Annotated in this window: 22 protein-coding genes; 10 read left to right on the forward strand and 12 right to left on the reverse strand. The window is 42.7% G+C overall.

The genetic code is table 11. The annotated features are described in order from the left end of the window. Positions 1-63 precede the first annotated feature (63 nt). The 6 genes from TW85_RS01360 to TW85_RS01385 all read right to left on the reverse strand — a co-directional run bounded on the left by TW85_RS01360 (position 64) and on the right by TW85_RS01385 (position 7,979). The gene (locus TW85_RS01360; RefSeq protein WP_046015294.1) at positions 64-1,683 is read right to left on the reverse strand and encodes an alpha-glucosidase family protein; all 1,620 of its coding nucleotides are present in this window, start codon (positions 1,681-1,683) and stop codon (positions 64-66) included. Between the two features lie 45 nt (positions 1,684-1,728). Beyond that, positions 1,729-2,829 carry a sn-glycerol-3-phosphate ABC transporter ATP-binding protein UgpC gene (gene ugpC / locus TW85_RS01365; protein ID WP_046015295.1) on the reverse strand — a complete coding sequence of 367 codons (1,101 nt, stop codon included), beginning with the start codon at positions 2,827-2,829 and terminating at the stop codon, positions 1,729-1,731. A gap of 104 nt (positions 2,830-2,933) precedes the next feature. Beyond that, positions 2,934-4,079, reverse strand: a complete 1,146-nt coding sequence (locus TW85_RS01370) for a carbohydrate ABC transporter permease (protein WP_046015296.1) — start codon at positions 4,077-4,079, stop codon at positions 2,934-2,936. A 1-nt stretch (position 4,080) separates the two neighbouring features. Beyond that, entirely contained in the window at positions 4,081-5,091 is a 1,011-nt protein-coding gene (locus tag TW85_RS01375) for a sugar ABC transporter permease (protein WP_046015297.1), read from the reverse strand. Positions 5,092-5,213: 122 nt separating this feature from the next. Then, on the reverse strand, positions 5,214-6,572 hold the full coding sequence (locus TW85_RS01380) for an ABC transporter substrate-binding protein (protein WP_046015298.1): 1,359 nt from the start codon (positions 6,570-6,572) through the stop codon (positions 5,214-5,216). A 438-nt stretch (positions 6,573-7,010) separates the two neighbouring features. Further along, positions 7,011-7,979 (reverse strand): carbohydrate kinase, encoded by a 969-nt coding sequence (locus TW85_RS01385; protein WP_046015299.1) that lies wholly within the window; start codon positions 7,977-7,979, stop codon positions 7,011-7,013. A 209-nt stretch (positions 7,980-8,188) separates the two neighbouring features. On the opposite strand from TW85_RS01385, the gene TW85_RS01390 reads away from it, so the two are divergent. The 8 genes from TW85_RS01390 to TW85_RS01425 all read left to right on the forward strand — a co-directional run bounded on the left by TW85_RS01390 (position 8,189) and on the right by TW85_RS01425 (position 18,457). Beyond that, entirely contained in the window at positions 8,189-8,980 is a 792-nt protein-coding gene (locus TW85_RS01390) for a response regulator transcription factor (RefSeq protein ID WP_046015300.1), read from the forward strand. Beyond that, positions 8,958-10,451 (forward strand): ATP-binding protein, encoded by a 1,494-nt coding sequence (locus TW85_RS01395; protein WP_052701777.1) that lies wholly within the window; start codon positions 8,958-8,960, stop codon positions 10,449-10,451. Before TW85_RS01390 ends, TW85_RS01395 begins: the two co-directional genes overlap by 23 nt. Positions 10,452-10,538: 87 nt before the next feature. Beyond that, complete coding sequence (locus tag TW85_RS01400; RefSeq protein WP_046015301.1) at positions 10,539-11,111, forward strand: hypothetical protein; 573 nt, start codon at positions 10,539-10,541, stop codon at positions 11,109-11,111. Between the two features lie 151 nt (positions 11,112-11,262). Beyond that, a complete protein-coding gene (locus TW85_RS01405) occupies positions 11,263-13,053 on the forward strand; it encodes a transporter substrate-binding domain-containing protein (protein ID WP_238326152.1) in 1,791 nt (596 codons plus the stop codon). Next, on the forward strand, positions 13,050-14,471 hold the full coding sequence (locus TW85_RS01410; protein ID WP_046015302.1) for a sigma-54 dependent transcriptional regulator: 1,422 nt from the start codon (positions 13,050-13,052) through the stop codon (positions 14,469-14,471). Before TW85_RS01405 ends, TW85_RS01410 begins: the two co-directional genes overlap by 4 nt. Positions 14,472-14,751: 280 nt before the next feature. Next, a complete protein-coding gene (locus TW85_RS01415) occupies positions 14,752-16,191 on the forward strand; it encodes an aspartate ammonia-lyase (protein WP_046015303.1) in 1,440 nt (479 codons plus the stop codon). A 76-nt stretch (positions 16,192-16,267) separates the two neighbouring features. Then, the gene (locus TW85_RS01420; RefSeq protein ID WP_046015304.1) at positions 16,268-17,533 is read left to right on the forward strand and encodes a dicarboxylate/amino acid:cation symporter; all 1,266 of its coding nucleotides are present in this window, start codon (positions 16,268-16,270) and stop codon (positions 17,531-17,533) included. A gap of 120 nt (positions 17,534-17,653) precedes the next feature. Beyond that, positions 17,654-18,457, forward strand: a complete 804-nt coding sequence (locus tag TW85_RS01425; RefSeq protein WP_046015305.1) for a transporter substrate-binding domain-containing protein — start codon at positions 17,654-17,656, stop codon at positions 18,455-18,457. Positions 18,458-18,546: 89 nt separating this feature from the next. Here TW85_RS01425 and TW85_RS01430 read toward each other — a convergent pair whose 3' ends face one another. Further along, entirely contained in the window at positions 18,547-20,202 is a 1,656-nt protein-coding gene (locus TW85_RS01430; protein ID WP_046015306.1) for an Ig-like domain-containing protein, read from the reverse strand. A 230-nt stretch (positions 20,203-20,432) separates the two neighbouring features. On the opposite strand from TW85_RS01430, the gene TW85_RS01435 reads away from it, so the two are divergent. Both TW85_RS01435 and TW85_RS01440 read left to right on the forward strand, forming a co-directional pair. Continuing rightward, positions 20,433-20,798, forward strand: coding sequence for a hypothetical protein (locus TW85_RS01435; protein ID WP_046015307.1), 366 nt, complete (start codon positions 20,433-20,435; stop codon positions 20,796-20,798). Positions 20,799-20,903: 105 nt separating this feature from the next. Beyond that, a complete protein-coding gene (locus tag TW85_RS01440; protein ID WP_046015308.1) occupies positions 20,904-22,307 on the forward strand; it encodes a methyl-accepting chemotaxis protein in 1,404 nt (467 codons plus the stop codon). 101 nt (positions 22,308-22,408) lie between these two features. On the opposite strand, the gene TW85_RS01445 is transcribed toward TW85_RS01440, so the two are convergent. From TW85_RS01445 to TW85_RS01465, 5 genes are read right to left on the reverse strand one after another with little or no spacing between them, the layout of a single operon-like run. Then, on the reverse strand, positions 22,409-23,266 hold the full coding sequence (locus tag TW85_RS01445; protein ID WP_046015309.1) for a D-amino acid aminotransferase: 858 nt from the start codon (positions 23,264-23,266) through the stop codon (positions 22,409-22,411). A gap of 59 nt (positions 23,267-23,325) precedes the next feature. After that, complete coding sequence (locus TW85_RS01450) at positions 23,326-24,252, reverse strand: glutamate cyclase domain-containing protein (RefSeq protein WP_084616070.1); 927 nt, start codon at positions 24,250-24,252, stop codon at positions 23,326-23,328. A 2-nt stretch (positions 24,253-24,254) separates the two neighbouring features. After that, positions 24,255-25,208 carry a biotin-dependent carboxyltransferase family protein gene (locus tag TW85_RS01455; RefSeq protein ID WP_046015311.1) on the reverse strand — a complete coding sequence of 318 codons (954 nt, stop codon included), beginning with the start codon at positions 25,206-25,208 and terminating at the stop codon, positions 24,255-24,257. Beyond that, on the reverse strand, positions 25,205-25,942 hold the full coding sequence (pxpB, locus tag TW85_RS01460; RefSeq protein WP_084616071.1) for a 5-oxoprolinase subunit PxpB: 738 nt from the start codon (positions 25,940-25,942) through the stop codon (positions 25,205-25,207). The genes TW85_RS01455 and pxpB overlap by 4 nt, the downstream gene beginning before the upstream one ends. Beyond that, entirely contained in the window at positions 25,942-26,670 is a 729-nt protein-coding gene (locus tag TW85_RS01465) for a 5-oxoprolinase subunit PxpA (RefSeq protein ID WP_084616072.1), read from the reverse strand. Before TW85_RS01465 ends, pxpB begins: the two co-directional genes overlap by 1 nt. Positions 26,671-26,672 lie beyond the last annotated feature (2 nt).

The raw sequence follows: 26,672 nt of genomic DNA on the forward strand, positions 1-26,672 counted from the left end.
TGACATGTCACTGGCTTCCTACTAACAGACTAAAAGCTGTTTTAATAATCCTTATCAGGCTTATTAATCAATACGCGCATAAAATGCTTGGTAAGCAGGTAAACTTAGTACTTGCTCATCCAAACTTGCTGTAAATCCATGACCTTCTAATACATCAGTCACAGGCATAGACAAGTCTGCAGTTTGCGCGTCTTTTGTCATGTTAATTACAACCAGAACTTTTTGGCCTTCATACTCACGTACGTAAGCAATCAAGTCTTGGTTGTTTACTTCAACTTGTGTCAATTCACCATTTAATAACTCAGGCTGAACCTGACGCCATTTAATAAGTTGGCGAACCTTATGTAACAAGGAAGCAGGGTTCGTTTCTTGCTCTGCCACAGACAAAGCAAGGTGTCTGTCATCAACAGGCAACCAAGGCTCAGTCGTAGAGAAACCGCCTTGTTCTTCTTTATTCCATACCATAGGTGTACGACAGCCATCACGGCCTTTAAACACAGGCCAAAGTGGAATACCGTAAGGATCTTGAATACGCTCAAAAGGCACATCCGCTTCTGGTAAACCCAGCTCTTCACCTTGATAAAGGCAGACACTACCACGTAAAGAGGTAATCAAAGCAAGCGCGACCAAAGGATAAGCAATCGCATCTTCACCTTCACCCCAACGTGTCGCCGAACGCACAACATCATGGTTAGAAAGCGCCCAACAAGGCCAACCATCACCCACTATGTCCTGCATATTCGTCAGGACATCACGGATGTAAGTCGGTGAATGTGGCGTATTTAGCAAATCAAAGGTATAAGCCATATGTAACTTATCACCACCAGAAGTGTATTCTGCCATGCGCTCTAGCGGAAAATCATCCCCTAGCTCACCTACCGTAGTGCTACCTGGGAACTCATCCATCAGGCTACGTAGATCTTGCAAGAAGCCGAGGTTTTCTGGACGGCTGATATCATACACATGTCGTTGATATGTGTAAGGGTTATCATGTGGTGCGCCCATGGTTTTTGGCTCACCTTCCGGCACTGGTGGGTTATCTTCTAAGCCTTCACTATGGTAGTAGAAGTTCACAGTATCTAGACGGAAACCATCTACACCTAGTTCTAGCCAAAAGCGCATATTATCTAGCTGAGCTTGGCGCGCAGCAGCACAATGGAAGTTAATATCCGGCTGACTGGTTAAGAAGTTATGCAAATAGTACTGCAAACGGCGGCTGTCCCATTGCCAAGCACTGCCACCAAAGATAGATAACCAGTTATTTGGTGGTGAGCCGTCTGGCTTAGGATCAGCCCAAACATACCAATCAGCTTTATCATTGGTTTTGTCCTGGCGACTTTCTTCAAACCAAGGGTGAGACTCAGCAGAATGGCTCAACACCTGATCCACCATTACCTTTAGGTTTAATTCATGGGCACGAGCTATCATTTTTTCGAAGTCGTCTAACGAGCCAAACAAAGGGTCAATATCACGATAGTTTGACACATCATAGCCAAAGTCCTTCATTGGCGAGGTGAACACAGGTGACAACCAAATTGCATCCACGCCTAGAGAGGCTACATAATCCAGTTTAGTTGTGATGCCAGCGATATCGCCCACACCATCACCATTTGAGTCCATAAAACTACGTGGATATATTTGGTAGATGATACCGCCCTTCCACCAGTTTAAGTTGGTTGTCATTAGACGCTCCAATAAGTAAATCAGTCGTTATTAGTTAAGTTTGTTTTACAGCCGACGATAGTTATCGCCTGCCGCATTAAACAAATGCATTTTTTCGGGTTTAGCTGTTAAGGAAACCTTATCGCCTCGTTTGTACTGCAATGTGCCTGCCAACTTAGCGACCACAAGTTCCGCACCTTCTTGGGTTTTCACATATAAAAGTGTGGCCTCACCTAGGGATTCCACAAAGGACACATCCCCTTCAACCACAACAGTATCAGCCTCAGATTGACAAACTGTTAAATCTTCAGGACGCACACCAAATTGTGCTGAAAGCCCTTTCTCACTTGAATTCAAACGAATCGGCATTTGCACAAGATGACCTGTATTCAAAGTAAGCTCAGCGTCATTTTCTGAATTAGTAATAGTGGCAGGCATGATATTCATGGCTGGAGAGCCTATAAATTTCGCCACAAAAACATTGGCAGGGTTTTCATAAAGATCTAGCGGTGCACCAACTTGTTCTATGTTACCCGCAGATAAAAGCACAATACGGTCAGCTAAGGTCATCGCTTCAACCTGATCATGAGTTACGTAAATCATGGTAGATTCAGGCATGCTTTCTTTTAGATTAGCGATTTCCATACGAGTCGCCACGCGAAGGGCAGCATCTAGGTTAGAAAGCGGTTCATCAAACAAGAAGACTTTAGGCTGGCGAACAATGGCACGGCCAATCGCCACACGTTGGCGTTGTCCACCAGAAAGCGCTTTAGGTAAACGATCTAAATAGCTAGTAAGCTGCAACATATCAGCGGCTTTACGTACCTGCTTATCTATCTCTTCTTTGTTTACCTTGGCAATTTGTAAGCTAAACGCCATGTTGTCGTACACTGTCATATGCGGGTACAAAGCGTAACTTTGGAATACCATGGCGATACCGCGTAAGGCAGGTGGAATGTCATTTACGACATCCCCATCAATCTCCAAAGTACCGCCTGATATACTCTCTAGACCTGAGATCATACGTAGCAAGGTGGACTTACCGCAGCCTGATGGCCCAACAAACACGATGAACTCACCTTGTTTGATGTCTAGATTAATATCGCGCATGACTTCTACGTTGTTATCGTAGATTTTTTTCACATTCGTTAGTTTTAAATCTGCCATTTGTTGCCTCTTTATCCGCCTAGCCTTAGTCGGCTAGCGTCTTAAATTCTAAAAATTGTTAGTCGTAATTTGTCTTTCAGTGGACCGATTAATTTGGTCAAAATCTATTTCACTGAACCCGATAACAAACCTCTTACAAGGAATCGCTGCAAACCAATAAACACGCACAATGGCACTATAATAGTGATAAAGGCGGATGCAGTTAGGATTTCCCAATTACCTCCTCGTGACCCTAATAATTCACGCAGACGGCCAGTTAACACCAGTTGTTCTTCATTGTTACCAAGGAAAACCATCGCGATTAACAAGTCATTCCATACCCATAAGAATTGGAAAATGGAGAAGGATGCCAATGCAGGAAACGACAAAGGCAAAATAATTTTTCTGAAGATATCGAATTCAGAAGCACCATCAACACGTGCCGATTCAATAATTTCTCGGGGTAATCCAGCAATATAGTTACGCAATAGATAGATAGCTAAAGGCAAACCAAAAGCCGTGTGCGCTAACCAAATTCCCACATAGGTTTTCGACCCTGTACCTAAAAATTCACCAATCACATTATAAGAACGCAATAAGGGAATCAGAGACATTTGCAAAGGTACAACTAAGAGTCCCACCACAGCAGCAACCATTAAGGCGCGTCCAGGAAACTTCATCCAAGCTAAGGCATAAGCTGCAAATGCGGCCATCAATATGGGGATGATGGTTGCAGGGATGGTTACCGTAAGAGAGTTAATAAAGGACTTACCCAAACCTTCTGATGTCAGTACTTCACGATAGTTATCTAAGGTAAAACGTGGCGGCACTTCGGCTGTGTAGAAAACACGCTGACCTCGTCCTTTAAAGGCTTTAGGTGAGGTAATCACATAGTCACCATTGACTTGCACTATAAGAGTTTTACCTCTTTTCATTTGTGCTTTCGTGCCAGCTTCAAAGGCTTGTGGCTTAAGTGAACTATAACCAAACTGTTGAACACTGCTGTCGCCAGCTTGGGTGAAAACATTACCACGGATCACATAAACACTATTTTCCATGGTTTGATCTTTAGGTATCTCAATCCGTGTTACTAAACGCTGCTCTGAAGCAGATAATGCAGTCCACCAGCCAGAAACAGATAGCTGATCCTTATCTCGGATCGAAGAAATAAACAAACCTGCTGTAGGGATAGTCCACATCACCACAAGGAAAAGAACCGTCAGGTGCACAACAAAAGTTAATGGGGAACGAGTATTTGCAGATGAAACCATATTAACGGCCCTCCATTTCAGCATTGGCACGGCGGATATTCCAAACCATGATAGGAATTACAAGGACCATGATGATAATAGCGATAACAGCGCCACGGCCTGAGTCACCGCCGCCCCTAAACATCCAATCAAACATCTGGTTAGCCAATACTTGGGTATTCCATTGACCATTTGTCATGGCGAGTACGATATCAAAGACCTTAAGTACCAAGATGGTAATCGTGGTCCACACTACTGCGATTGTGCCCCAGATTTGTGGCACCATAATGCGGAAGAAAATCTGCACACCGTTGGCACCATCTAACACGGCAGCTTCAATGGTCTCTTCTGAAATGCCACGTAGTGCAGCTGATAGAATGACCATGGCAAAACCTGTCTGAATCCAAATCAGGATGGCCATCAGGAAGAAGTTGTTCCAAAAAGGCATGGTGATCCAAGCTTGAGGCTCGCCACCAAAGAAAACCACTATGGCATTTAATAAACCGATTTGCGCATCGTCTCCACTGCGAAAATCATAAATAAATTTCCAAATAACCGAAGCACCAATAAAGGAAATGGCCATCGGCATAAAGATCAAACTCTTAGCAATATTGCCCCACCAAATACGGTCCGTCATGGTTGCTATCACTAAACCTAAAAAGGTTGCGGCTGTTGGCACAACAATCAGCCATAGCATGTTGTTTTTAAATGATTCAAAGAATTCGGCGCTCGAAAAAAGCCAGCGATAGTTATCAAAACCAATAAAGTTTTCACCGGTTCTATCTAAGAAAGACAAACGTAAAGAGTCAAATACAGGGAAAATTAGATAAAAGCCAAGTGCTAATAACGCAGGTCCAATAAACAACCATGGTCGAATGGTGTTGGTAATGCGTAGGTTTCTAGCTATCACTAAATGAGGGCGATTCTTTGTTGGAAAGCAAAGATCGAGTAATAGGTTTGAGCCATAAAAATAAACAGCACAGCCTAAAACACCGATAGACATGACAAACAAAGCAGAAATGAGTTGTCCCATGGGACCTCCATTCCGAAGAAACAACCAGTCGTAAAACCAGTCATTCAAAGGTGAGACGATAACAGACCCCTAGAGCATAGGGGTACTAGGAGTCTGTTTATGAACTAAGGGTATTGCTAGGGTTACTTCAAAGTATCCCAGTTATTTTGGATCTCTGTTGCTACGGTTTTTGCATCTTTACCGCCGGCATAATCGACCATGCCAGTCCAGAAAGAGCCCGCACCAATTTTACCTGGCATCAGGTCAGAGCCATCAAAACGGAAAGTAGTTGAGTAACGTAAGATCTCACCTTGTTTTTTCGCTGATTCAGAAGAATACAAATCAATATTGACGCCTTTATGGGCAGTCAAGAAGCTCTTCTGAGCCATCCAGATTTCATGAGCAATCGGTGTGCGGATAAAGTCCATGAAAGCACGAGCACCTTTAGAATCTTTAGTGATACTCAGCATAGTACCGCCACCCAATACTGGGTTACCTAGACCTTTAGATTCATAAGAAGGGAAGTAGAAGAAGTCAGCATCTAGACCCAAAACCGTATCTTCTGGGAAGAAAGCAGGAATGAAAGACGCTTGTCTGTGCATGTAACATTTTGGTGGTGATGCAAACAGACCTTTAGGGCTATCACGGAAGTCAGTCGCAGCGACTGCTCGGCTACCGCCATCAACATTGTCATCGTTACGGATAAACCAACCAAAGTCTTCAATTGCTTCAACCACACGAGGGTCATTAAACTTAATTTCATTACTCACCCACTGGTCATAAACACTTGGTGATTGAGTACGTAATAATAGATCTTCTACCCAGTCAGTTGCTGGCCAGCCAGTCGCTGCACCTGAACCCAGACCGATACACCAAGGTGTGCCGCCGTCGGCAACAATCTCTTGAGTTAATTCTTTTAACTCTTCCATGGTTTCAGGGATCTCATAATCAGCATCCGCGAAGTTTTCTGGTGAGTACCAAACAAGAGACTTCAAGTCAGCACGGTAGAAAACACCGTATAGGTTTTCTTCGTTTTGCTTGTTTTTAAAGGTCGCAAGATCAACCCAAGATTGTCCAGCAGCATAGTTTTCTTTGACCCAGTCACCCGTCTTGTTATCAAGCGGTGTTAAAAGGTTTTTAGAAGCAAGGTCAGCGGCTAACCCAGGCTGAGGGAAAATAGAAATGTTTGGCGCACTACCCGCCTGTGTATCAATAACAATTTGCTGCTCAAAAGAGTCAGAGCCAGCATAGTTTACTTTTGCTCCGGTTGCTTCTTCAAAGTATGCGATAACACTTTCGAATGAGGCTTTTTCATCACCTAACCAAGGGCCAAAAACTGTCACAGTTTCACCAGATAGGTCTGTGGATTTAAGCGCTTCGTAAGAGGCCCAGTTAAAACGGGAATCTTCATTAGGTTTAAAAATAAGAGATTGTGCAGAGGTTTGAGCAGATACAGCACCTATTGCTAGGGCAATTGTGGCGGATAACAGAGACTTCTTCATTGTCACTCCTTCATGGCCTATTAGATAAAACTAACTGACCTTTATTTTTATTATGCTTAAACAAATTTTGCTTTTTTAATCTTCTATAAGGATTAAGAAGATCCGTAAATTATTAACAATGAGGTTTGGGCTTTCAAGTTAACTTAGCACTTAAATTTGTCTTAATTTAAAGTTAAGTAAAGATAGAAAAAGATTAGTAAGAAAGTGAGGAATTTATTCATTTTAAAAATAGAAAATAAAGATATTACAGATCAATATCTTACAAACTCTAATTTTGAGACTTTGTATTTTTTTGGAGAGGTGTAATCAGGTTCAGATTAAAGCTGCTTAAAATTTAAGCAGCTTTCTTAAGATTTAACTTTTTTCTTTTCTTGAGGTTTTTAACTACTTTTTGTTTAAAACTGATCATTTTTTATTCTTAATCGTTTTAAGAAGTACTTAATTTATCAAGATAGCATTTACTTGTTCTTGGTTCGGTAATGCTGGATAAGCACCAAACTCTGTTACCGCACAGGCACCTGAAGCAACGGCATATTGAATAATACTTTGCCAGTCTTGTTCAGCTAATTCTGCACAAGCTTGAACACTAGGAGCAAGACGAATAAGTTGCGCTAATAAACCACCGACAAATGCATCACCCGCTGCGGTTGTATCCTTCACCTCGACTTTAGGTGTTGCAACTTCACCCGTATGCGAGCGAGTAAAGTAACGCACGCTTTTGGCCCCATCAGTTAACACAAAAATTTGAGTCTTATTTTTTAAGGTTTGCTTAATCAGATCCATTGGATCTTGAGTTAATTCAGCCAGCTCTTCTAAGCTCGCCTTAATAACATGAGCCTGCATCATCCAGTCAATGACTCTTTGCATATTAGGCTTATGGTCTGGCCACAGGTTACTGCGCAAGTTCACATCACAAGAGATTAACCAGCCAGCATCTTCAGCCATTGTCATGCCAGCTAAAGTAGCCTGAGTAATATTCTCGTCTGTTAAGGTATTAGAGCAGGTATGGAAAATGCCCTGATTCCCCTTAAACCAATCAGCGTTAAAATATTCAGCGCGATATAGAATATCTGCTGAGGCTTGTCGATAGAACTCAAAGGTACGTTCGCCCTCATTATCCAGACTGACAAAAGCTAGCGCAGTCTTCGCCTCTTTACTAAAACGCATATTCTCAATTTGTACGCCATAACCTGCTAAGCAATCTGCCAAGAAGTGCCCAAAGCTATCGTCCCCCACTTGCCCCACAAAATGGCTATTCACGCCTAGCTTAGCAGCAGCAACCGCCACATTAGCAGGCGCACCACCTGGATACTTTACAAAGGATTCCTCCTGGCCTTCATTAGCTGTTTTACTTGATAAGAAATCGATTAAGGCTTCACCAAAGGCGATGAGTTTTGTGTTTTGCATGGGCTCTCTCACATGGGATAACTAGAAGTTCTGATTAAAATCTGTACGAATTTAACCTTATGGCTTGAGTATGAAAGTTAAGCCCAATTAAATCAACTTAATTTATTTAATTAGAGACAAATTGGTTATCCATTCAATTCTTGTTAAACTCAAAAGATGCCGCTATTCCTATATCAGCAGACGATCATCAATATAAATAGAAGAGATGTATGACTCGATCTAAAACGGTATTTGTCGTCGATGACGATGCAGAAATTCGCAATCTACTGAAAACATATTTAGAAAAGCATCAATTTAATGTTCGCACTGCCGATTCAGGTGAATCTTTTTTAGCAGATTTTGAACAGGATTCAGCTGCTGACCTCATCATCCTCGATATTATGCTTCCTGGAGAAGATGGCTTTTCAGTTTGCCGCTCCCTACGAATGAAGTCTCTTGTGCCTGTGATTATGCTCACGGCGAACTCAGATGAAATGGATCGAATTATAGGATTAGAAATTGGGGCAGACGATTACCTCGCCAAGCCATTCAACCCAAGAGAACTCTTGGCCAGAATGAAGGCGATATTTCGCCGTATCGAGCAGATATCAGCAAGCAACCTTGATAACCAGGCGGATATTCCAAACGAGAACAATGGTGCAAAATCTACCCCCTGCATTCAAAAGCATTTCCGTTTTGCTGACTTCTGTTTAGACACTCTGTCTAGAGAACTAAGCCATGAAGATGGTTCTGTAGCAGCGTTATCAGGCGCTGATTACAACCTGCTTATGCTGTTTTTAAACCATCCTGGCACAGTGCTTAGCCGTGACTTTATTGCTGAGAATACACGCGGTCGAGATAGTGCCCCTCTAGATAGATTTATTGATGTGCATATCAGCCGCTTGCGCCAGCGCTTGCATGAAGATGCAAGACACCCTCAGCTCATCAAAACCATACGCGGTGAAGGCTATATACTGACTGTCGATGTGGACTGCCAAGATGCCAACTCAGTCGCCATCTAATTCATCCCTTAAGCACAAGGTGAAGCATGCCATTAGCAAGTTTCGCCGCTTACCCAGTTCCTTAACCGGACAAATTCTCATAATTCTCGCCTTAGGGGTAACGATTGCTCAATTGGTGAGTTCTACAATTTGGCTTAAGCAGCTTGCTGCTGATGCGGAGCAAAACGTCAGAGAAGTGGCCCAACCCATGGCCTTTCGTGTTGCTTCCACTATTAGTTACTTTTCCTCTTTGCCCCAGAACTATCGCCATATCGTCATAGACCAATTGCAGGAGATGGGGGGAACTCGTTTCTTTGTTACGGTCAATAATGAAGAGATACTCATTAATGAACTTGAAGAATCGCCTCTACAAAATGTGGTGATTGAAGAGTTTCGCAACACTTTGGCAAAACAGCTGGGCATTACTAACCCTAAAATAGCCTTTTCTAGCCCTGATGATTTGCATGTCATTAATAACCACACTCGCCTGTCAGATTTACCTGAAAGATGGGGTCATCACAGTTTATTAGTGAAACCTTTAACGCCCCCTATTTTGGTGATACAGATCCCGATCAACGAAAAAGATTGGCTCTATTTAGCTACCTTAATGCCTGACCCTTATTTTCTGGATGGCTCATCCCCTATCTCTAATGACAGATTATTTTCTCTCGCCATTTCTATCATGACAGTGCTGCTATTAAGCTTCTTGATTATTCGTCGCGTGACTAAGCCTTTAGCCAAATTAGCGAGGGCTGCGGAGTCCTTCGGTCAGGGAGATTATCAACCCGTCGAAGAAGTGGGCAGTGAAGAGATACGTAATACGGCACATGCTTTTAATGCAATGCAAACTCGTATTCAACGTTACCTTGATGACAGAGAGCGCCTCTTCGCGTCTATTTCCCATGATTTAAAAACCCCCATTACTCGATTAAGGCTTAGGGCCGAAATGGTGGACGAAGAAGACACCCGAGAAGCCATGGTACGTGACTTAGAAGATCTGGATATGCTGGTAAAAGGTGCTCTGCAAAGTGTGAAAGAGACAGATATCCATGAGAATCGTGTCGAAATAAACATCTTAAAAATGCTCAAGGATTTGCAAAATAGCGCTCAATTAGCCCAAAGAAACATGCAATTAAGTGGTGAACTTGATCAGCCTTATATCGGTAAACCTCTCGCTATAAAACGCTGTTTAACTAACCTGATAGATAATGGTTTGTATTATGGTGAAAGGGTGAAAGTTGAGTTAGATAATGATGATGAGCTGGTAACAATTCGCATACTAGATGAAGGGCCAGGGATTCCAACTGAAAAAATGGAAAAGGTCTTTCAACCTTATACGCGACTCACAATTAAACATGCTAATCACCCCAGTGGCATGGGCCTTGGCTTAAGTATTGCCCGCAATATTGCACGTGCCCATGGGGGCGAAGTTCATCTGATTAACCGTCCCGAAGGCGGCCTAGAAGCTAAGCTCATTCTGCCGCTACACTAAAACGGGTTATAAGCTATGTGTGACCCCAGCTTACTTCTCCCCAAGCCCGTCTATACTTAAGCAATACACTTAAGTTGGGTTCGCATCATGTGGTTATTATTTGCGATAAGCATATTTATCATCATTTTTATTTTAGTAAAAAGAAAAGAGCACCAAGAAGAGCAAGAGAGGCAAGCTAGAGATAGCTGCTCTAACGAGCCAACCCAGCCTCAAGGAAAGAAGATGCAAATCCACTCTGTCGTCACTGATGTTGTTCACCCGGAACACCCTAGTACGCACCAAGAAGATATAGCCTCCTCTTCGACCGAGCAGGAAAAATCAATATTAGATGAATCAAAATCAGAAATCTCTCTTGATCATTCACAAACTGAAATGTCAGTCTTTTCAAATCATTTATCCCTATTGAAACTAGAGTTCGAATTATGTCATGAGTGGCGCTTATTCAATTCAAATGCCGCTTTTTTTTGGCATCAAGACAAACCGCTTGTCACAGTACTCTGTCTCAGCCATTTTGTTAAAGGTGAAGCTAAAAGCCAGAACTACAAGGAATATCAGTTTCATACTGAGTCTTGGTCATGGCAAGGAGATAGCCCTAAAGGTGCTGCAAGCGAAGTTAAAAAGAAACTGAGAGAAACCTTTCCAGAGCAAACTAAAAAATAGCGTGATTGCACGTTTTAGTCATTAAATACCTTCTTTTTAGAATTTAAACATTCTCTGTGTCTGACGAAATAAGTAATAGATTCAAAGGATGAATTTCATTTAAGATGAATTTATCCATTCGTGCAAAATTGCTAACACTTGTTGAAATAAGATGCCTGACTCCCGAAATAAACACACCCATAACCAAATTAAAACAGGCCTTAGTCTAAAGACTTTACAGCGAGCCTTTTTAAAGCTTAAAGAGGCAATTTTCACCAATAAAGTCCTATTAAATGGCCTCTTGTTAGTGGCTAGTTTGCTATTTTCCCTATCCCTTTTCGCCCAAGATCAAGTGATTCGTATCGGTGGTGATGTTAATTACCCGCCCTATGAATTCCTTAACAGCCAAGGAGAGCCTGACGGTTATAATACGGAGCTGACCTTAGCGATTGCTGAAGTCATGGGCATGAAGGTAGAGTTTGTTTTTGATAGCTGGAGCAGTGTCCGCCAGCAATTAGATAACCAAGAAATAGATATTTTACAGGGTATGGTCTATTCAGACTCTCGCGCCAAGACCTTATCCTTTTCCCCTTCCCATGCCCTGATTAATCAGTCTATTTTCACTCGAAAGGGCTTGCCTCTAATTAGCAATTTGAATCACTTTGAAGGCCAAGGGTTAGTCGTACAAGATCAAGGCATCATGCACGATTATCTGGTTGAAAATAAGGTAAACGCCGAGCTAATACTGGTTAAAACCCATGCAGATGCCCTGCGCTTAGTCGCGTCGGGGGCAAATGATTATGCCTTAGTAGCCAACTTACCTGGCCTGTATTTAGGGAAAGAACTCGCACTTTCTAATCTAAGATCCATTACTCAACCCTATGGCACACAAAGGTATGGTTACGCCGCCCTGCAAAAAAATGAAAACCTAATCGCTAAATTTAGTGAAGGTATGGCTATCTTAAAAAATACCGGACGCCAACAAGAGATCTATGACAAATGGTTAGGGCCTTTAAGTAATCAAGGGCCAGATTGGAAGCTTATTGGCCAATTTACCCTTATCGTCTCTTCTCTTCTTTTGCTCTTTTTAGGGGGATCACTCATTTGGAACCGTATGCTTTCCAAAGAAGTGCTCAAACGAACCCAAAGGCTTGAATTACAACAACAACAATTAATTCAGGCGGACAAGATGGCTTCCTTAGGGGTACTAGTTTCAGGGGTTGCTCACGAAATTAATAACCCTTGTAGCCTGATGCTACTTAACATTCCCGCCATTCAAGAAGTACACCGAGATCTCGAAGAAATTCTTGAGGATCATTATCAAAAAGAAGGTGAGTTTTATCTGGCTGGCATTGAATACTCCCTCATGCGAGATGAATTACCTAAGATGCTTAATGACATGATGGCAGGCAGTCAGCGTATTAGCCGTATCGTTGATGATCTTAGGGATTTTGGTCGCCAAGAAAATATTGAACTGACAGAGCATGTGGATATTAATCAGTTGGTTTCTACCTCCTATCGATTGATAGAGCAAACCGTCAGAAATTACAGTGACAATGTCAGCATTAAATTTGAAGATAAGTTACCGACTTTTTTAGGCAGTGCACAACGCATTGAGCAGGTCATCATCAATCTCATCCTTAATGCTGCGCAATCGCTCACCTCAAGAGAGAAAAGCATCGACATCAGAACCTATATGGATAGAAGCAAAGGTTTGCTGGTATTAGAAATTAAAGATGAGGGTTGTGGTATCGCCATTGAAAACCTCAAACGATTAGAAGACCCTTTCTTCACCACTAAAAGGGACCAAGGCGGAACAGGGTTAGGCCTGTCTATTTCGTCCAATATTGTCAGTGAGCATGGCGGGCAGCTCAGCTTTCAATCCGTTTTGAAAAAGGGCACCACTGTCACCCTGACTCTCCCTATATTTAATCTAAAAGCTAACCAAAAGGCACATGCATGAGTAACAACCTTTACCCAGACTTTGGCATTTTATTAGTCGACGATGAAGATTCATTCTTACGCAGTTTAACCATGACACTCAAACGTCGTGGCGGTATTAATCACCTGTTCCAAACCAATGACAGTCGTAATGTGCTACAGATGTTAGAGCAACACCCGATTGAACTTGTACTGCTAGACCTCAACATGCCCAATGTGACGGGCATGTCGCTGCTTGAGCAAATTCTAGAAACGCACCCTCATGTAAAGGTCATTATTATCAGTGGTCTTAATCAAATCGAGATTGCCATGCAATGCATACGTTTGGGGGCCTTGGATTACTTTGTCAAAACCACAGACGAAGTACACTTAATCGAAGGTATTAAACGCACCATTCGCAGTATCGAAATGCGTTCTGAGAATGACAAATTAAGGTCTCGATTTTTGAATGACACCTTAGAGCACCCAGAAGTGTTCGAAAGCATTCTCACCCTAGACAAAAACATGCGTTCTATTTTCCAGTATTTAGAAGCGATTGCTGCCAGTAACCAACCAATTATGATTAATGGTGAAAGCGGTGTGGGTAAAGAGCTCATCGCCCAAGCGATTCATAAACTGAGTCACAAGTCTGGCCCCATTGTCAGTGTTAACGTGGCTGGGCTGGATGATAATATGTTCTCCGATACTCTATTTGGTCATAGCCGAGGCGCTTTTTCTGGGGCCGAAAAAGCTCGAGCAGGCATGATAGAACAAGCCAATGGTGGTACCTTATTTTTAGATGAAATAGGTGATTTGAGTCTGATGTCTCAGGTGAAATTACTGCGTTTATTGCAAGAAGGTGAATACTATCCACTTGGCAGTGACCACCCTAAACGCCTTAATGCCAGAGTCGTGGTCGCTACTCATCAGGATTTGACGCAAAAACAAGAAGCAGGCGAGTTTAGAAAAGACCTTTATTATCGCTTACAAACCCATCAAGTCAGTATCCCGCCACTGCGCCAACGCCGTGGTGACATCGCCATTCTGCTCGACCTTTTTCTTGAAGAAGCCGCAACCGAGTTGAATAAAACTAAGCCAGCTATTCCAAAAGAACTGCCTGTTTTATTATCTAATTATGCCTTTCCTGGCAATGTACGAGAGCTAAGAGCGCTAGCATTTAAAGCAATGGGGTTACATCGTAGCAAGATGTTATCTATGGATTCATTTAAAGATCTCATCAGCCCTAAAGACTTATCTCAGGCTTGGACTGATAGCGCAGAAGAACAAGCTTGCATCAGCTTTAACCCAGAACAAAGCTTACCCTCCCTAACTGAAATTGGCGATCTACTGATAGAAGAAGCCATGTTAAGAGCCAAGGGTAACCAGTCTATTGCGTCCCGCCTTGTGGGAATCTCTCAACCAGCTTTAAGTAAACGCATTAAAAAGGCGAATAGCCAGTAATGGCTTCCTACCCTAATTTAAACCCCTATAACCTAGGTTAATTCTATAACCTAGGTTAGCAAGCTAACCAACTGATAAATAAGGGTTTTATCAAAATTCATTTATCCCTATTCCCTGAGTTATACCCCTTCATTCTCTTCGAAATTATATTTTTCCCTTATATTTCAATCAGTTAAAAAATTATAAAAACTGGCCCCCGAATTGCAATCTAGTTCACTAATCAAGCACAGGTTTTAAGCCTTAAGTTGCTTGAAATAATTATGATAAGAATGAGAACAAGATGCACACACCAGCGACTGACACACTGCAATCCATGCGCAAAGAGAAAGACTTATTAGGCGAACTTGATGTACCTAAAAGTGCTTATTATGGTATTCAAACCCGCCGCGCATGCCACAACTTTGATTTATCAGGCATACCTATCAATCACTTTCCTGAGCTTGTTAATGCACTAGCTTATGTGAAACTTGCCTGCGCCAAAACCAATAATCAGCTGGGGCAATTGTCCGATCACAAAACACATATCATAGAGGCTGCGGCCAATAAAGTCCTACAGGGCCATCACCATGAAGACTTTGTTGTCGACATGATTCAAGGTGGTGCAGGTACGTCCACCAATATGAATGCCAATGAAGTTATCGCTAATATTGGCCTAGAACTTATGGGTAAGGAGAAGGGAAACTATACTCACCTTCATCCAAATAATGACATCAATAAGTCCCAGTCCACCAATGATGTTTATCCAACTGCCGTTCGCCTTTCCATTATTTTATTGCATAGCCAACTGGTTGAAGCCCTGACCTCTTTGCGTGATACCTTTAGCAATAAAGCGCTAGAGTTTAACGACATCATCAAGATGGGCCGTACTCAGCTACAAGATGCTGTACCCATGACTCTAGGACAAGAGTTCCAGTCTTTTGCCAGTACGCTAAACGAAGATATTCAACGAATTGCTGACCTGTCCCAGTTACTTAAAGAAGTAAACCTGGGTGGCACAGCAATCGGCACAGGCATTAATACCCACTCAGATTATGCGCCACTAGCCGTACAAGAGTTAGCAAACCTAACAGGCATAGATTTTATTCTTGCTACAGATCTAATCGAAGCAAGCTCTGACATGGGCGCCTTTGTTCTTTTCTCTAGTATGTTGAAGCGCTTAGCCGTCAAGCTATCGAAAATATCCAACGACTTACGCCTTTTAAGCATGGGCCCTCGCTGTGGTTTAGCTGAAATCCAACTGCCTGCAGCACAACCTGGTAGCTCAATCATGCCGGGCAAGATTAACCCTGTGATCCCAGAAGCCATGAATCAGGTGGCTTATCAAGTCATGGGGAATGATCTTGCGATTACCTTTGCTGCAGAAGCGGGCCAACTTCAACTCAATGCCATGGAACCCTTAATTGCCTACAAGGTACTTGAGTCTATTCGTCTACTGACTAAGTCCATGGGCATGCTAGAAACACGCTGTATTCAAGGGATTACAGCCAATAAAGAAAGATGCCAAGAGTTGGTGAATAACAGCATTGGCATTATCACAGCCATAGCGCCAACTCTGGGTTATGAAACAGCAACCCGTGTTGCTAAACAGGCTCTAGCCACTGGTCGCAGTGTGTTAGATCTGGTGTTAGATGAAAACCTCATGGATGAAAAAGAGCTTAAAACCTGCTTACAACCAAAGAACATGGTTAAACCTCAACATAGGGAAGCACAAGCCTCTTAAAACCGAAATATAACAATAACTTAAATATGACCAAGCCTATTAGTAGGCGTAAATCTAATTATAAAAAGGTAATCACATGTCTATATCTCAAGCACAAAGCCCTGCTAAGCCAGGTCTAGCCTTATGGCATAAAATTCTTATCGGTATGGTTCTTGGCGTCATCGCTGGGGCTATCTTAGGCCCTAACGCCGAAGTATTAAAACCGATAGGGACCCTCTTCATTAATGCAATCAAAATGCTGATTGTGCCATTGATCTTCTGCTCTTTGGTTGTTGGTGTAACGTCATTAGAAGACACACGCAAAATGGGCCGCATTGGTATGAAATCTGTTGCCCTTTACCTAGGTACAACAGCCGTTGCCATTACCATAGGTTTAACACTGGCTGCTGTTTTCATGCCTGGTGCAGGTCTTAACATGACGGTTGAAGCAGGTGCTGCGGTAGGTAAAGATGCACCACCATTAGTGCAGACCTTACTGAATATCATTCCTAAAAACCCAATCAATGCGTTAGCGTCTGGCAACATTCTACAGATCATCGCTTTTGCGATTGGTTTAGGTATTGCGCTAACACTCGTTGGTGAGAAAGCGAAACCAGCTATTGCTGTATTCGACAGCCTTGCAGAAGCTATGTACAAGCTTACTGAAATGGTTATGAAACTAGCGCCATACGGTGTATTTGGTCTTATGGCTTGGGTTGCAGGTAAATATGGTCTTGAGATTCTACTGCCTCTAATCAAGCTAGTTGCACTGGTTTACATTGGCTGTATCTTGCATGTTGTTGTCGTGTACTCAGGTATTATCACAACTATTGGTGGCCTAAGCCCAGTTCGCTACTTAAAAGGTGTGCTTAACCCAGCTGCGGTTGCTTTTACCACAACAAGTAGCTCTGGCACTTTACCAGCCACTATCAAGGCAGCCCGTGAAGAGCTTGGTGTATCTAAAGGTATTTCTAGTTTTGTTCTACCGCTTGGCGCCACTATCAATATGGACGGTACTGCCCTTTACCAAGGTGTATGTGCTCTCTTCATTGCCCAAGCATTCGGTATTGATCTAACGACCTCTGATTACTTACTTATCATTATGACATCAACCTTAGCCTCTATCGGTACAGCCGGTGTTCCAGGTGCGGGTTTGATCATGTTGTCTCTTGTTTTAACCACTGTTGGTCTACCTATTGAAGGTCTAGCGATTGTTGCTGGTATCGACCGTATTCTAGATATGGCACGTACTAGTGTGAACGTATGTGGCGACATGATGGTATCAACCATAGTGGGTAAGAGTGAAGGCGAACTAGACAAGGCTATCTATAACAAAGAGAACCTTGCTAATCAGCAAGCCTAAACACAGGTAAAGAATTCACAATTTCAGCAAGCTTTTATTCGTCAATTTAAGCTTTTGGGCAATCTAGCAAGCCACCGTTAGGTTGCCCTTTTTTTATTCATCAAACCGCAGGAAAGTACTATGAAGACAATAACGACCCTAAGTTCGATTCTAATCAGCCTACTTGGCTTCTCCTCTGCCGCCAATGCGGACGATTTGGATGATATTAAAGCCAAAGGCACGCTAGTTGTTGCGGTGAAAGCCGACTATAAACCCTATGGCTATCTTAATGACCAAAATGAAATTGTGGGATTAGAGATAGACCTTGCTAAAGACGTAGCGGATAGATTAGGTGTCTCACTTGAGCTGGTGCCAGCGCAAAGCAGCAACCGTATGGAATTCTTGATTGATGGCAAGGTGGATTTACTCATTGCCACCATGAGTGACAAGCCTGAACGTCGCGAACTTGTGTATATTGCTGACCAAGCTTACTACTCTTCTGGCAGCAATATCATTGCCAACAAATCTAGCCAATATACCAGTTGGGGTGATTTAAACGGGCAGAAAGTCTGCGGTATCAAAGGCGCTTTTTATAATCAAGAAACAGAAAATACCTTTGGTGCGACGATAGTACCTTTCGGCAGTTCTGAAGAATCTCTAGAAGCGTTAAAACAAGGCCAGTGCAGCGCGTTTGTCTACGATGACTCTTTTATTGCTGGTAAGCTTAAAGACGCAGAATGGGCACAGGACTATGAAATGCCGCTCCCAACCATTAATGATAATCCTTGGGGATTAGCCGTCAGATTAGGTGAAGATAGATTCCATAGTTTTATGAATAGCACCATTATAGAGTGGCACAAAACAGGCTTCATATTAGATTTAGAAAGCAAATACGGCCTTAAAAACACCCCTTTTGCTTTGGGCATGAATGGCTTGTATAAATAATGCTAGCTAGCGCGATAAGCATCTAAAAAATCTAGACACAAAAAAGCCGATGTACTGATAGATACATCGGCTTTTTTTATATCTAACAATTAATACAAATTAGAATGCACACTGCCTACGGTTCTAAGCCATGCTGCTAACGCACTTTCTTTAGTGCCAGTACGGTCAGTTACCACAAAAGGATCTGTCGAGCTAAAGGTACTTGATTCTATGGTTGCCGCTGTTGACCAGCTACCATTATAAACACTGGAGTAAATACTCTCTGCCGTACCGTCTGATTGCTCCCATACAGCAACCGCATCATTCGAAGGCAGGATAGCAACATGGGGGGCGGTAGTTGCATTATTACCTGTATCGATAGTTTCAGCCGTTCCCCAAGACGTTGTATAACGGTTTGCATAAGTACTAACGGCAGTCCCATCACTTTGAAGCCACAAAGCAATGGCATTACTGTTTGAGTCTATGGCCACACTAAAGTCATCAAGAGCAATATTTGCACTGCTTTCTACTAAAGCAGCCGTTCCCCAAGAGGTTGATGAGTTGGTGTATCTATTGGCATACATACTTTCAGTTGTACCATCATTTTGACGCCATAATACAACTGCATTACCTGTGTTATTGATTGCCACTTGTGGAACCGAATCTGATGCATCTGTGGCAACGCCATCAATCGCAGCGGCTGCGCCCCAAGTGCTTGCAGCATAAACAGCCGCATAAATATTTGAGCTAGTACCATCACCTTGACGCCAAGTTGCAACGGCATCACCATCACCATTCATAGCGAGACTTGGTTCAAACGCGGTAAAGTTTGCCGCCTCTAAAGTCGCCTGTGCACTCCAAGTACCTGTATAGGTACTCGAGTAAATGCTTTGATAAGTACCGTCACTTTGACGCCATACTGCCACAGCATTACCACTGGTATTCATCACAACTTTAGGAACAGAAGCAGGGTTATTAGTGCTATCGACTAAAGCGGCTGTGCCCCAAGAGGAAGTCGATTTTGTGTAGATGTTGTAATAGATACTTTCAGCCGTACCATCACTTTGCTGCCATACTGCCATCACATTACCAGATCCATCAATGCCTATATCTGGCTTAGTGGCATCTGTCGTATCGTTTAAATCTATCTCAGTTGCAGTGCCCCAAGAGGCTGTGCTTTCTGTGTAGTAGTTAGCAAACACACTTGAATTGGCGGTGCCATCACCTTGAGACCAGATAGCCATACCGTTACCGTTTGAGTCCATAACCAAACTCACGTCATAAGGCTGATAAACAATGGAACTACTGGAAACTTGATCCGTAGCCGTATTCCAAGCACCTGTACCAGAGTGTGTTGTAAAACTCCAAGAGTAGATTGAGGCTAGCGCATTATTCGAATCATCTGTGATATTAGTAGACAAAGAGACTGTGTAGGTTTCGGTATAAGATAAAGAAGCAGACGGCGTAAAAGTCGCAACTAAACTATCAGAATCTATAGTCACTGTGCCTGTCACAGCAGCAGAAGAACTATTCACCATAGTAATGTTAGTGGTATTAATGGTTGAATCTAACATACCTTCACTGAAGGTAATGGTAATCGCGGCATCCACATCAATATTGGTCGCACTTGATGCAGGTGTTGTTGAAGAAACTGTCGGTGCTGTGGTATCTGCGGTAGAAGTAGCACTTGAAGACGAGTTACTTTTAAAATCACATCCTGATAAAAGCACAGTGCCCAAAATCAGTAATAAAAACGACTTCAACATTCTAACTCCCTCTATTAAAAAAACCTGAGCTGTTTATATCATGAAACCTATTTTATTAGTATGGAGCATATTAAATATCCTTTATATAAGAATGAAATAGCTCTGTTTTTTCACTTCCTTCTTGCCGTTTAAGCCCTAGCTAAGTTTTGTAACAAAGTACTTTAACACTGCCACTATGAGAAATATCAACTAAGCTTATGTGATTCATCATCTCAAGGAAGGGAAGAATTATGAGTATTAAGCAAAAATGTCTCCTCATCTGTATCCTGATCGTCCTCGCTGTTTTGATTTTGCTAGGTTTAGATTTTTACAAAATTAATAAAATCAGCATCTTTAACCAAGTTCAAATAACATTAGATCAAGTCAAAATTAGCACCCTTGAGTTACGCCGTAGTGAAAAGGACTTTTTGTCACGTCAGAATTTAAAGTACCTAGATAAATTTAACCAAGAGTTTGAGGTCACTCAAAGTAAGCTCACTGAGCTTGAGCAAGCCGTTACAAAGGCCGCAATTAAAACGGATGGCATCACTACTCTGACTCAAGAGTTTAAACAGTATCACGCCCTATTTAATCACTTGGTGAATACTCAGAAGTAAATTGGTTTAACGCCAAAAGATGGCCTTTATGGCAATCTACGCGATTCAGTACACAGGGCAGAAGAATCACTTGCCAACACAAAGTCATCCCAACTATTAGCTCAATTGTTACAGTTGCGTCGTAATGAGAAAGATTTCTTATTACGCTTGAACCCTAAATACCTAGATACCTTCACCCAGAATTACCAAGACTTTATCAGCATACTTGAAGCAAGCACTTTAAGCATAAGTGCGCAGCAAAGCATACGTTCTAGCATGCAAGATTATGCCCTTAAGTTTCAGCAAGCATCCCAAATGATGATAAGAAAAGGGTTAAATGAAGAGAGTGGTATTCGTGGTGACATGCGGGCGGCTGTACATGCCACAGAAGAGGCTATCACCCAGCTAAGCACCCAGTTAGAAAGCAATATTGCTAAAGAAGTCGGCAGTATAGATAACCTAATTCTCACCACTCGCATTATTGCTTTTGTGATTTCTGCGTTATTACTCAGTGCCATGACTTGGATAGTCAGAAGCATTTTGCTGCCTCTTAAACAGCTATCCAGCACCATCACCAAAGCCAAAGAAGAAAACGACTTAACCATGAGGATTAATATTCATTCTAATGATGAAATAGGCAGTGCAGCCACAACCTTTAATGCCATGATGGAGCAGTTCCAAGGCATCATAATCAAAATATCAGGGGCAGCAAGCAATGTATCAGCGGCTACAGAAGAAATGTCTTCCACAGCCTTGCAAAGTAATCTCAGCAGCCAACAGCAAGAAACTAAAATCCAGCATTTAAGTGAGGAAATGCAATCAATGAAATCCATGATTTATCAAACCCATGACAATGTTGCCAGTGCAGCTGCCATTGTTCATGAGGTGAATCATGAGTGCGAAAAAGGCAAAGGTATTGTTAAAAATGCCAGTGATACCATGATGACATTAGCGAATAGTGTCGAAAATACAGCAGGCACAATAGACAAGGTAGAAACTGATTCGAACCGTATAGGCTCGGTATTAGACGTCATTCGAGATATTGCAGAACAAACCAACTTACTGGCGTTAAATGCAGCAATAGAAGCCGCCCGAGCGGGTGAACAAGGTAGAGGCTTTGCGGTAGTAGCAGATGAAGTTAGGACCTTAGCTGGCCGTACTCAGGTATCGACTGAAGAGATTCAAGAAATGACCCAGTCATTACAAGCCGCTTCTCAAGATGCCGTTGCCCTTATTCATGAGAATCACAGTAAAACTCAAAGCAGTGTCACCGAAACAAATGAGGTCACAACCGCCCTCTCCAGTATTATTGACGCGGTTGAGAAAATTACCTTAATGAATCAAGACATAGAAACGGCTTCAAAGCATCAAAAACAGGTATCAGATGTTGTCAGTAAAGATGTTATGCAGATTGCTCAAACAGCAAAAGAGTCAACTATGAGCTCTATGTCGATCGCTGAAACAAGCAATAATTTGGCTGAGTTAGCGGTTGATTTGCAAAGCATAGCGACTCAGTTTAAAACCAGTTAGATCAGTGCTATTTAAGCCTAATCTAGCAAGTTTAAAGCAATAAAAAACGCAGCCTAGGCTGCGTTTTTTCTTCACTAGAACACTTAAGGGGAGTTAAGCGTTTAGTATTCGAACTTGCTTGCTGTGTACAATTTAAAAGCAGCTTCCCAAACAGGGCCTACTTTACCATTACCAACGGCTTGGCCATCGATAGTTGTCACAGGAGCAAGCTCTTTAGATGAGCTAGTGACCCAAATTTCATCTGCATTACGTACTTCTTCCATTGAAATATCACGTACTTCTACAGGAATAGAGCCATCTTTTTCAAGGATAGATAAGATAATGTTACGAGTAATACCCGGTAGGATTTGGTTATCCTGAATAGGTGTGATTACCTTGCCATCTTTAACAATAAAAGCATTTGAAGAACTCGCTTCAGTTAGATTGTCTTGATCGTTATAAAGCAAGATCTCATCGTTACCACCTTCATAACCTTGTTGGAAATGCAGGACATTACCTAACAAAGCAGTCGATTTAATTTGGCAACGCTGCCAGCGTAAATCTTGAGTCGTAGCAACAGAGAAGCCTTTTGCCGTAGCAGCATTGGCTTCAACCGCAGGTTTAATTGGGTTAGCCATAGCAAAAATAGTTGGCGTCACACCTTCTGGGAAAGCATGGTAGCGTTTCACATCAGCGCCACGGCTGATTTGTAGATAGATACCTTGGTTACCACCGCCATTTTTCTCCATCACACCTTCAATGATTTCTTTCCAATCATCTAGGCTTAACTCAGATTTGATACCGATTGCCGCCATGCCATCAAACATACGCTGCATATGAGGCTCAAGACCCACTGTTTTACCATCATAAGCTGGGATGACTTCATAAATGCCGTCGCCAAACAAAAAGCCGCGATCTAATGGCGAGATTTTCGCCTCTTCAATTGGCATAAACTGACCATTAAGATAAACAATGCTCATTTTTGTATCCTCTATAATCTCTGTCTTTAATGTCTAATTTTTATCGATTTACAGCGGTTTCAGGCAAAGCCTGTGAGTTGGCGTAACTTAACAATAAGTTCATCACCCGCACTCGCTTCTAATCCATCTTCCGTTAATTGATTTAAGCGAGTTACCCCGTCTACACTGCCTAAATTAGATAGGTATTGCAGAATTTTAATCGGGTGTATTTCACCTAATAGATCCCTTTCTTCCATTTGCCCCAGTAGCGCAATCAAACCATAGCCGCCCCAATTGGAGACATCAGCAATAACAAGCTCATCACACTTGGTAGAAGCTGGCACTATGTTTAAGTTTTCTAAGGCTGAGGTTACATTCCCCATGCCAATTTCATTGCCACCATCACCAATCGCAATGGTTGGACATTCGCACTCAAGCATAAAGCTATCAAAACAAGCAGTACGTGGGCTGATATCTTCACCACGCATATTGTAGTAACCACCATCGGCAGCCATACCAGGGCGCTCAATTGATAATAATAGTTGAGGCTGCCACTTAGCTAACGCCGCTTTGGCTTCTGCTACTCTATCGTGTGCTGTCCCCAGTTTGAGTGGTTCAACGCGATATTCTTTTGCAATCGCATCAGATAATGGAGGGCCACATACGATGACAGGCTTAGCGCCCAATTTTTCCAAAGCTTCATATAAAGCAATCGCGCCCACAGGACCGTCGGTTTCAAAGGTATCTGTAACAGGAAAGCCTGTACCAATAAAAACGCAACCTTGGGTTGTTGCTACATCCGCTAAAAGACAAGCCGCTCTTAAGCTATAACCAGGTTTAAGCGCAGGTTTCACCTCAGCCATACCTCTTAAATTACGCTCAACTAACAGCGCTTCTAAGGCATAACTTGTTTCTTCAATCGACCCCATTGTCCGGTCTCCTAACTCTTTTAAATCAAAGACATGGCTACCTGTGGTTAAATCAAATGCTCGGCTTGACTTTCTCACGGCTAGACCACTTTAACTAGTGTAATTTGTGACTCTTTATATTTTTGAATCTGGTTTATGCCGTGGGCATCTTCAATCGAAACAGGTTCAAAACGTAGCTTTTTACCTTGGGTCAATTGAGCTAGTTTTGCCGTATCTCGCGCCATAACTGAACCAATTTTTGGGTAGCCACCTATCGTCTGCCTGTCATTTAGAAGGACAATAGGTTGGCCATCAGCAGGTACCTGAATCGCTCCATGACAAATACCCTCAGACAACATAGCGCTTGTGCTTGAATGAATTGCAGGCCCTAACATGCGATAGCCCATGCGGTCAGCTCTTTCACTCACTGTATATTCACAACTAAAAAAAGACGCTTTATCCACACGACTAAAGCTGGCTTCTTGATAGCCTAAAACCGTATGTAAAACGCACTCAGCATCATAATTAGGTATTGCTAACTTCGGCATAGCCAGAGGGCTAATAGTTGTCACATCATGGCTTGCTAGTATGTCTTCTTTTGCAAGCCCTTTACCGCTTGACGCTGCTCCCGTTAAACCACCAATGCCTTCACGCACAACGGTTGCTGTGCTACCAAACTGCGCTTCGACATCAAAACCACCTGCAACAGCTAAATAAATACGCGCGCCTTGGCTAGCAAAGCCCAGCTTGATCTTATCGCCGGCTTTAATATTCAATGTTTGCCACATTGGCTGCTCTTGATTGTTCACCTTAACCTGAGTTTCAGCACCTGTGATGGCAATTTGCGTATCCGTCATGGCTTCTAGTTGTAAGCCACCAATGGTTGTTTCTATTGAGGTAGCACCGACCTCATTTTGACAAAGACGATTAGCCCAAGTGAAAGCAAAAGGGTCCATAGGACCACCGACTGTCAGGCCAATATTATGCTGACCAAAACGGCCTGCATCTTGTAATAAGGACATTACCCCAGGGTTAATCACTTTAAAGGTGTTCATAGCTCACCTCCCATGGCGATAAAATCTGCTTTTGAAATCGGCTCGAACTTAATTCTGTCTCCGGTTGTCATGGGCATACTTGGTGTTTTCGTCACATCAAACATAGGCACAGGACATAAACCAATCAGGTTCCAACCACCAGGAGAAACAGACGGATAAACCGCTGTTTGTCTATCTGCAATCGCGACTGCACCTTTTGGTACCGCTTTTCTTGGCGTTGCCAGTCTTGGCGCAGCAAGGCGCTCATCAAGCTCACCTAAATAAGCAAAACCAGGTGCAAAGCCTATGGCATAAACTCGATACTCTTGCTCATAATGCAGCTTAATAATTTCATCGGTTGTCAGCTCTTTCGCACGCGCCAGATCTTCTAAATCTGGGCCAGACTCCACATCGTAATAAACAGGTAGAATAATCTGATTACTCGCTTGTGACGCTTCCTCTTCAGCGTGCATAGCCGCTTGACGAATGCGTTCCAGCACAAGTTGGCGGGCTTGATAAAACTCGAGTTGGTTATCATCAAAAACGACAAGTAAAGACGCATAAGAAGGCACTAGATCAATCAAACTATGGCCAACTAGTTCAACTAAAGCTTGGGTTGCAGCCTGAATTTGAGCTGCCACTTGGGTGCTCGTTTGTTCTGCAAAATATAAAATAAACGCTTGCTCACCAGCGACTTTCAGACGCAAATGCGGAAGCATCTGCGCTGAAACTTTTGGTGTTGTGACAGTATTCATTAGACAATCAACTCCCGGATGGCAGCGATAGCGCGTACACCTTCCTCATTGTCACCATGTACACATAAAGTATCGGCATCCAGTGTTAAAGTATGGCCACTTACACTGGTCACAGTCCCTTCGCTCACTAGCTGTTGAACTTGCGCCAGCATGCGCTCACGATTATGTACTGCACCTGCTTTAGCACGAGATAACAAACGACCATCATCATCATAACAACGGTCAGCAAAGGCTTCGAAGCTCACTTCTAGGCCAGCTGCTTGCGCTTCTTCTCTGTGTTTTGCACTTTCTGGTGTTGCTTGAAGCACCAAGCGCACAGGTTTATAAAAACTTGCGACAGCCTGCATAATAGACGCACGCACACTGTCTTTACTCATCATGTCGTTATATAAAGCACCATGAGGTTTTACATAGGTCATAACAGAACCTTGGCTTTGAGCCATACCGTCTAAGGCAGCCATTTGATAATGCATTAAACCCACAATTTCATCATGGGAGCAGTTCATACTACGACGGCCAAAACCAACAAGGTCTGGATAACCAGGATGTGCACCTACCTCAACGCCATTCGCAACCGCTAATGCTAGCGTCTTAGTCATCCAAACTGGGTCGCCAGCATGGAAACCGCAAGCAATATTTGCTTGATCTAAAAATGGCATAACCTGCTCGTCCAGCCCCATTTTCCAAGAACCAAAACTTTCACCTAGATCACAGTTTAATTTCATCATGG

This window comes from Marinomonas sp. S3726, from assembly GCF_000967665.1.
Lineage (GTDB): Bacteria > Pseudomonadota > Gammaproteobacteria > Pseudomonadales > Marinomonadaceae > Marinomonas.

Excerpts from the sequence above, each read along its gene's own strand:
- TW85_RS01360 (WP_046015294.1), bottom strand. The coding sequence starts at position 1,683 with ATGACAACCAACTTAAACTGGTGGAAGGGCGGTATCATCTACCAAATA.
- ugpC (WP_046015295.1), bottom strand. The coding sequence starts at position 2,829 with ATGGCAGATTTAAAACTAACGAATGTGAAAAAAATCTACGATAACAAC.
- TW85_RS01370 (WP_046015296.1), bottom strand. The coding sequence starts at position 4,079 with ATGGTTTCATCTGCAAATACTCGTTCCCCATTAACTTTTGTTGTGCAC.
- TW85_RS01375 (WP_046015297.1), bottom strand. The coding sequence starts at position 5,091 with ATGGGACAACTCATTTCTGCTTTGTTTGTCATGTCTATCGGTGTTTTA.
- TW85_RS01380 (WP_046015298.1), bottom strand. The coding sequence starts at position 6,572 with ATGAAGAAGTCTCTGTTATCCGCCACAATTGCCCTAGCAATAGGTGCT.
- TW85_RS01385 (WP_046015299.1), bottom strand. The coding sequence starts at position 7,979 with ATGCAAAACACAAAACTCATCGCCTTTGGTGAAGCCTTAATCGATTTC.
- TW85_RS01390 (WP_046015300.1), top strand. The coding sequence starts at position 8,189 with ATGACTCGATCTAAAACGGTATTTGTCGTCGATGACGATGCAGAAATT.
- TW85_RS01395 (WP_052701777.1), top strand. The coding sequence starts at position 8,958 with ATGCCAACTCAGTCGCCATCTAATTCATCCCTTAAGCACAAGGTGAAG.
- TW85_RS01400 (WP_046015301.1), top strand. The coding sequence starts at position 10,539 with ATGTGGTTATTATTTGCGATAAGCATATTTATCATCATTTTTATTTTA.
- TW85_RS01405 (WP_238326152.1), top strand. The coding sequence starts at position 11,263 with ATGCCTGACTCCCGAAATAAACACACCCATAACCAAATTAAAACAGGC.
- TW85_RS01410 (WP_046015302.1), top strand. The coding sequence starts at position 13,050 with ATGAGTAACAACCTTTACCCAGACTTTGGCATTTTATTAGTCGACGAT.
- TW85_RS01415 (WP_046015303.1), top strand. The coding sequence starts at position 14,752 with ATGCACACACCAGCGACTGACACACTGCAATCCATGCGCAAAGAGAAA.
- TW85_RS01420 (WP_046015304.1), top strand. The coding sequence starts at position 16,268 with ATGTCTATATCTCAAGCACAAAGCCCTGCTAAGCCAGGTCTAGCCTTA.
- TW85_RS01425 (WP_046015305.1), top strand. The coding sequence starts at position 17,654 with ATGAAGACAATAACGACCCTAAGTTCGATTCTAATCAGCCTACTTGGC.
- TW85_RS01430 (WP_046015306.1), bottom strand. The coding sequence starts at position 20,202 with ATGTTGAAGTCGTTTTTATTACTGATTTTGGGCACTGTGCTTTTATCA.
- TW85_RS01435 (WP_046015307.1), top strand. The coding sequence starts at position 20,433 with ATGAGTATTAAGCAAAAATGTCTCCTCATCTGTATCCTGATCGTCCTC.
- TW85_RS01445 (WP_046015309.1), bottom strand. The coding sequence starts at position 23,266 with ATGAGCATTGTTTATCTTAATGGTCAGTTTATGCCAATTGAAGAGGCG.
- TW85_RS01455 (WP_046015311.1), bottom strand. The coding sequence starts at position 25,208 with ATGAACACCTTTAAAGTGATTAACCCTGGGGTAATGTCCTTATTACAA.
- pxpB (WP_084616071.1), bottom strand. The coding sequence starts at position 25,942 with ATGAATACTGTCACAACACCAAAAGTTTCAGCGCAGATGCTTCCGCAT.
- TW85_RS01465 (WP_084616072.1), bottom strand. The coding sequence starts at position 26,670 with ATGATGAAATTAAACTGTGATCTAGGTGAAAGTTTTGGTTCTTGGAAA.